Source organism: Marinobacterium iners DSM 11526 (assembly GCF_900107855.1).
GTDB classification, from domain to species: Bacteria; Pseudomonadota; Gammaproteobacteria; order Pseudomonadales; family Balneatricaceae; genus Marinobacterium; species Marinobacterium iners.
Map to the genome: position 1 here is coordinate 238010 of NZ_FNRJ01000005.1, position 6652 is coordinate 244661.

A 6652-nucleotide genomic window follows, 5' to 3' on the forward strand; every position below is an offset into this window, starting at 1 on the left:
GTGTTAGACCATGGGAAATATAATTAAAACACTCGATGTAACGGATTCGCTGACGGGGCTCAAGGATGTATGCGACCTTGAGAACGGTCGCATTGCAGGCAAGATCTTCTACGACCAGGAGATCTATGAGCAAGAGCTGGAAAAGGTATTCGCGCGTTGCTGGCTGTTTGTGGCGCACGAATCACAGATCCCGAAAACCGGTGACTACATCACCACCAGCATGGGTGAAGATGAAGTTATCGTGATTCGCCAAAAGAGCGGCGGCATCAAGGTGTTTCTAAATGCCTGTCCGCACCGTGGCAACAAGGTCTGCTTTGCCGAGTCCGGCAGCACGCGTGGTTTTATTTGTAACTACCATGGCTGGTCCTTCAATGTCGAAGGCAACCTGGTTGGCCAGCATGAGTCTGGCGTTTACGAAGACAGCAATTTCGACAAGTCCAAGTGGGGTCTGAAAGAGGTTGCTCAGGTCGATTCCTACAAAGGTCTGGTCTTTGCTACCTTCGATGCCAATGCTCCGTCTTTGAAGGAGTACCTGGGTCCGATCGCCTGGTACATGGATGCCCTGTTCGACAATCAGGAAGGCGGTACCGAGTTTGTCGGTGGCTGCATCCGTTCTACCTATGAGTGCAACTGGAAAATTGCCGCCGAGAACTTCGTCGGTGACATTCTGCACGCAGGCTGGACACATGACTCCGCTGCCCGTGCGATGCTGGGTGGCTCCGTTGCCAAGGTCAGCGACTTCGAAGAGTCCTATTCCGTCAACTGGAATGGTCACGGATACGAATTTGCACTGGATACCGTGGGCAACGTGGCGGTACTGGGTGAAAGTGCCCTGAATAAGTACCTGCATACCATCAAGCCGTCCGTGGCCGAGCGCCTGGGCGATTTCCGCTCCAACATGATCGGTTCGGTTTCGTCCTGCACCATCTTCCCGAACTTCTCTTTCCTGCCGGGCCAGAACACCGTGCGTGTATGGCAGCCGCGTGGGCCGAACAAGATGGAACTGTTTACTTGGGTCGTGGTGAACAAGAGTGCACCCGAAGAGGTGAAGGAGAAATGGCGCAAGGGTGCCATGATGACCTTTTCTCCGACCGGCGTGTTCGAAATGGATGACGGCGAAAACTGGGAATACTGCACCAAGACCGCCAAGGGGCGTGTCACCGCTCAGCAGGACCTGTTTGTAGGTTTGGGCATGGATACTCTGCTGACCGATACTCCGCTGCCGGCTAACGTTTATGAAGGCCAGCTCAATGAAGCCAACTCCCGTGCTTTCTACCAGTACTGGTATGACATGCTGAATTCCCGCAGCTGGAACGAAGTTCCCGATCGAAACGTTGGCAAGCAGGAGGCTGAATAATGACCGCTCTGTATGATGAACTGCGCCCGGTTTCAGTAGAACAGCATTACCGCGTATCTCACTTTCTGAACTACGAATACCGTTTGCTGGATGACGAGCGCTTTGATGACTGGCTGGGATTGATGCACGAAGAGGTCCATTACTGGATGCCGGGCATCGAGAACCGTCGTCGTGAGAATTTGCTGGAGCATGGTTTTTACGCCGCAGACCACATGGCATTTTTTGATGACGGTTTGCGCGACCTTGGGCGCCGTGTTGCACGTTTCAAGCAACCTTCTGCCTGGGCGGAAAATCCGGCAACCCGTAATGTGCATCAGCTGACCAATGTCGAAGTCTATTACGGCGAAAACGATGGTGAGTACGTCGTGCATTCCACCTTTCAGAGCGTGCGAAGCCGCGGTCTGGATGAAGAATATGTGATCTATGGTCGTCGTCAGGATCTGATCGTGCAGGACGGGGAGAGCTTCAAGATCAAGAAGCGTCTTATCCTGATCCCGAACGCGACGTTGACCTGCAAAAACATCAACACCTTCCTCTGAGGTGCCACATGACAGTACTGGATTCCAAGGTGGCCCTCGTATCAGGGGGTGCCGATGGCATCGGTCGGGCCGTGGTCGAACGTTACCTGGCCGAGGGCGCCCGGGTGGCGGTGTTCGATATCAATGCCGACAAGCTGGATGCGCTCAAGCGTGACTTCCCCAAGGGGCTGATCACGGTGCAGGGCGATGTGACCCGGTACGAAGATAACGAACGCGCGGTGGCCGAAACGGTCGCCGCGTTCGGCAAACTTGATATCTTCGTGGGTAATGCGGCGCTGTTCGACTACTTCGTACCGCTGCGCAAAATCGCACCTGAAAAACTCGCCGACAATTTCGATAGCCTGTTTCGCGTCAACGTATTGGGGTATTTGAACGGGGTGCGTGCGGCACAGGAAGAGTTGAGCAAAAGCGGCGGAAATATCATTTTGACCGTGTCCAACTCCGGCTTTTACCCCGGTGGCGGCGGCATTTTGTACGTCACGTCCAAACATGCAGTCGTAGGCATGATTAAACAGCTCGCCTATGAGATGGCACCGAATGTACGCGTTAACGGGGTGTCTCCCGGTGCAACCGATACCGAGATGAAGTCGGTGGACGGCATTTCGGGGCGTGCTCAGCCGCTCAATCATATTCAGGGATTCCATGAAAATGCGGCCAATGCCGTGCCGCTCAAGCGGATGGCCTCTCCCTCGGACCATGCCGCGCTTTATGTTGTGCTGGCCTCTAATGAACAGTCCCCGATGACGACCGGCTGTGTCATTCACAGTGACGGCGGTTGGGTTGCACGCTGAGGAGGGTTTATGAACCTGTTTAATGAATTGCGTTTGCCACTGGTGGTAGCGCCAATGTTTTTGGTGTCTTCACCGGATTTGATTATCGCCAGCGCGCGCTCGGGTGTGATTGGAGCCTTGCCGGCGGCCAACGCACGTACAGTGGAAACACTGGATGAGTGGATGGTGCAGATTCACGCAGCCCTGCATGCCAGTCGGCAGCCCTGGCTGCTCAATATGATTGTGCACTCTTCTTACGACCGTTTTGATGCAGAGCTGGATCTGGTGCGTCGTTATCAACCCGCTATCGTATCAACTGCCTTGGGATCACCTGCACGCGTGACCGATGCCGTAAAGGCGTATGGTGGCAAGGTGTTTGCTGACGTGATCACGCCGGCGATGGCGAAAAAGTCGATTGCAGCCGGTGTTGATGGCCTGATTCTGGTGTGCAGTGGAGCGGGTGGCCATACCGGGCAATACAATCCTCTTGCCTTTATCAATGAGGTACGCACTTTCTGGGATGGCCCCCTGGGCGTTGCGGGCTGTATCTCGCGAGGTGCGGATGTGCTGGCAATGCAGGCGGCCGGGGCTGATTTTGTTGTCTCCGGTACACGCTTTATCGCTGCGCAAGAGAGTTTTGCCAATGACGACTATCGCGCGATGCTGGTGGCTTCGGGTCTTGAGGATATTGTTGAGACCAAAGCGGTCAGCGGCGTCAATGCAACCTGGATGAAAGCCAGTCTGGAACAGGCGGGAATTGATCCGGAACAGGCCGGCCCTGGTAAAGCGATCGATTTTTCCGGCAACATTTCGACGGCCAACAAGGCGTGGAAAGATGTCTGGTCGGCAGGGCAAGGGGTCGGAGCGATTCGTGCCGTGGCATCAGCCGGCAAGATTGTGGATGAGTTGCATGAAGAATATGTGATGGCTCTGGAAAACATGAAGCGCCTGTCAGAGAGATATCTGTAAATGAGCCAGCAAGAATTTAACGCCGTAGCGCAACGAATTATCAAGGCGCGAGCAGACGCCTGCGCCACAGGGCCGATTTCGTCAGATTATCCTCATTTCGGCATGGATGGCGCCTATGCGGTACAGCAATTGGTCAACCGTGACAGGCTGGAGAAAGGAGGGCGAGTAACCGGTTACAAAATCGGTTTGACCTCTGAAGCGGTTCAACGGCAGTTGGGCGTGGACCAACCTGATTATGGTGTTCTCTTCGCCGATATGGAGCGTCGCTCTGGCGAGCGGATTGACTGCTCGCAACTGATCGCGCCCAAGGCGGAAGGCGAAATCGGCTTCATTTTCAAAAATGATCTCGATTGCAGGGATCTGACGTTCACCGAGATGCTGGCAGAAATTGAGTGTTTCATGCCGGTAGTGGAGATTGTCGATTCTGTGGTGCGTGACTGGAAAATCAACATCGTCGATACCGTAGCCGATAATGCATCCTCTGCCCTGTATATGGTCGGTGCCAAGCGATTTGATCCCAATGGCGTGGACTTTACTCGCCTGAGTGTATCCATCGAGTCTGAAGGCCGTGATCCTGTCCGAGGTACTGGAGCTGCGTGCCTGGGGAATCCGTTGAATGCGACCTGGTGGCTGGCGCGCAAGCTGTATGATCTGGGTACTCCGATAAAAAAGGGTCATCTTGTGCTGTCGGGTGCCATGGCACCAATGGTCAACATCACGCCGGGCATGCAGCTAAGGTTCTGCTTTGATCAGCTCGATGAGCTGGTGCTGAAAGCCGGTTAACTGACTGATAAAAATAATATTTCAAAGGTTTTATCATGAGTGCAGATATTTTTTCACAGCTGCCGAATACCCGTGTAGCTGTTGAAGCACGTGAAGGCGGAGCCTTCGTCGTACGTTCTGAAACCGAGCTGAAGCCCTATGATCGCTGTGTGGGTGACTGGCTGGAAAAGTGGGCCGACGAAAGGCCGGGTCAGGTATTCATAGCCGAACGTCATGGCAGTACTTGGGATGAAGTCAGCTATGCCGAATTTCGCAATCGTGTAAGAGCCGTGGCGCAGGGGCTGATCGATCTTGGTTTGCCCAATAGCGACAAGCGACCGTTGGTGATTCTGTCGGGTAACTCGGTTGATCATGCGTTGATCAAAATGGCCGCCATGCATATTGGTATTGCCGTAACTCCCGTGTCGGTCGCGTACTCTTTAATGTCACGTTCGCATGACCGTCTGCAGGCGATTGTCAAAAAGCTTAACCCCTGTGCCATTTTTGTCGATGATGCCGAGCATTTCCAAACTGCTATTGAGGCGTGTCCAGGTGATCATGTGATGATCGCATCGCGCAATATCGAAGATGGCAGTGGTATTCATTGCCTGAAGGATATGCTGGAAAACGAGGTGACTGTAGAGGTTGATCGTCGTTTTGCCGCCATTGGTCCTGATACGCATGCCAAGTATCTGCTGACATCCGGTTCGACCGGCACGCCGAAAGTAGTGGTCAACACCCAGCGCATGATGTGTGCAAACCAGCAGATGATTGCCCAGTACTGGCCGTTTGTTGAACAGAAAGCGCCGCGTGTTCTCGACTGGCTCCCTTGGAGTCACATTTTTGGCACCAACCACAATTTCAATCTGGTGTTGCGCAATGGTGGTTCCTTTTACATCGACAGTGGCAAGCCGCTGCCCGGTCTGATCGGTGAAACCATTCGCAATATCCGCCATGTAAAGCCCAACCTGTTCTTTAACGTGCCCAAGGGGTACGAAGTACTGCTGGAACACATGCGTGATGACGAGGAGCTGTGCAATACGTTCTTCTCCAATCTGGATATGTTGTTTTACGCTGCGGCAGCTTTGCCTGTCCCTGTTTGGGATGAGCTTAAAAGCCTCAGTGAAGCCACGGGTAATGATGTGTTTTTTGCTACCGAATGGGGTGGCACGGAAACTGCGCCAGCTATTACCAATGTGCATTGGCGTCTGAGCCAGCCGGGTAACATCGGTGTGCCTTTCCCGGGTGTGGAGATTAAGTTCATGCCCAACGGTTCCAAACTGGAAATGCGTATCAAGGGGCCGATTGTTTTCAATGAATATCTGAATGACCCTGAAAAAACGGCTGAAGCATTCGATGAGGAAGGTTTCTATCGCATCGGTGATGCCGGTCAACTGCAGGATCCGAATAATGCATCCGCTGGGATCCGCTTCGATGGACGGGTATCGGAAGATTTCAAGTTGAGTACAGGTACTTGGGTTTGTGTCGCCAGTATCCGCGCCAATGTACACAAGTTTTTCGGTGATCTTGTAACCGATGTGGTAGTGACAGGACATGACCGTGATTATTTGGGGCTTCTGGTAATTCCAGGACTGCGCATGCGCAAGCTGGCCGAAGATTGCGAAGGCAAGATGACCGGCTCCGAGCTGATGCAGGATCCACATGTGCGTGAAGAGCTGCACACGGCCATGACACTGATGGCACAGGTTGCCAAAGGCTCGGCACAGAAGGTGTGTCGTTTGGTGGTGTTGGATACGCCGGCCGAGATCGAAAAAGGTGAGATAACCGACAAGGGCAATTTGAACCAGAGAAAGATGCTTGAAACGCGTGCTGCGGATGTCGAGCGCTTGTATGCGGCGAAGCCGGATGAGCTGGTTCTGAGCATTATTTGATTGGGTGAGAATCAATGAGCAAAAAACTCAAAGCGGTCATCATTGGCCCCGGTAACATCGGCACCGACCTGCTGATGAAAATGCAGCGTTCCGAGTGGATCGAGCCGGTCTGGATGGTGGGCATCGACCCTGAGTCTGAAGGCCTCAAGCGCGCTGCTGAAATGGGCATCAAAACCTGCGCCACCGGCGTGGATGGTATCCTGCCGCACATCATTGAAGACGATATCCGTGTCGCCTTCGACGCCACCTCGGCCTATGTCCATGCCGAGAACAGCCGCAAGCTGAACGAACTGGGCGTGATCATGGTTGACCTGACCCCCGCCGCCATCGGCCCGTTCTGCATCCCGCCGGTCAATCTGACCG

The 6652-nt window shown here is 53.8% G+C and carries 6 protein-coding genes and 1 pseudogene; all 7 read left to right on the top strand.

Annotated elements, in window-relative coordinates; genetic code table 11:
• Positions 1-10 precede the first annotated feature (10 nt).
• Complete coding sequence (locus tag BLV48_RS08195) at positions 11-1357, top strand: aromatic ring-hydroxylating oxygenase subunit alpha (protein ID WP_091825745.1); 1347 nt, start codon at positions 11-13, stop codon at positions 1355-1357.
• Positions 1357-1896, top strand: coding sequence for a 3-phenylpropionate/cinnamic acid dioxygenase subunit beta (locus tag BLV48_RS08200; protein ID WP_091825749.1), 540 nt, complete (start codon positions 1357-1359; stop codon positions 1894-1896). Before BLV48_RS08195 ends, BLV48_RS08200 begins: the two co-directional genes overlap by 1 nt.
• A gap of 8 nt (positions 1897-1904) precedes the next feature.
• Positions 1905-2687: a 3-(cis-5,6-dihydroxycyclohexa-1,3-dien-1-yl)propanoate dehydrogenase gene (gene hcaB, locus BLV48_RS08205; RefSeq protein ID WP_091825752.1), complete on the top strand. Its 783-nt coding sequence runs from the start codon at positions 1905-1907 to the stop codon at positions 2685-2687.
• 9 nt (positions 2688-2696) lie between these two features.
• Complete coding sequence (locus BLV48_RS08210) at positions 2697-3635, top strand: NAD(P)H-dependent flavin oxidoreductase (protein ID WP_091825755.1); 939 nt, start codon at positions 2697-2699, stop codon at positions 3633-3635.
• The gene (locus BLV48_RS08215) at positions 3636-4418 is read left to right on the top strand and encodes a 2-keto-4-pentenoate hydratase (RefSeq protein WP_091825759.1); all 783 of its coding nucleotides are present in this window, start codon (positions 3636-3638) and stop codon (positions 4416-4418) included.
• Between the two features lie 35 nt (positions 4419-4453).
• Positions 4454-6289 carry a feruloyl-CoA synthase gene (locus BLV48_RS08220; RefSeq protein WP_091825762.1) on the top strand — a complete coding sequence of 612 codons (1836 nt, stop codon included), beginning with the start codon at positions 4454-4456 and terminating at the stop codon, positions 6287-6289.
• Between the two features lie 14 nt (positions 6290-6303).
• Positions 6304-6652 (top strand): annotated as a pseudogene (locus BLV48_RS08225) (acetaldehyde dehydrogenase (acetylating)); the annotation flags it as partial.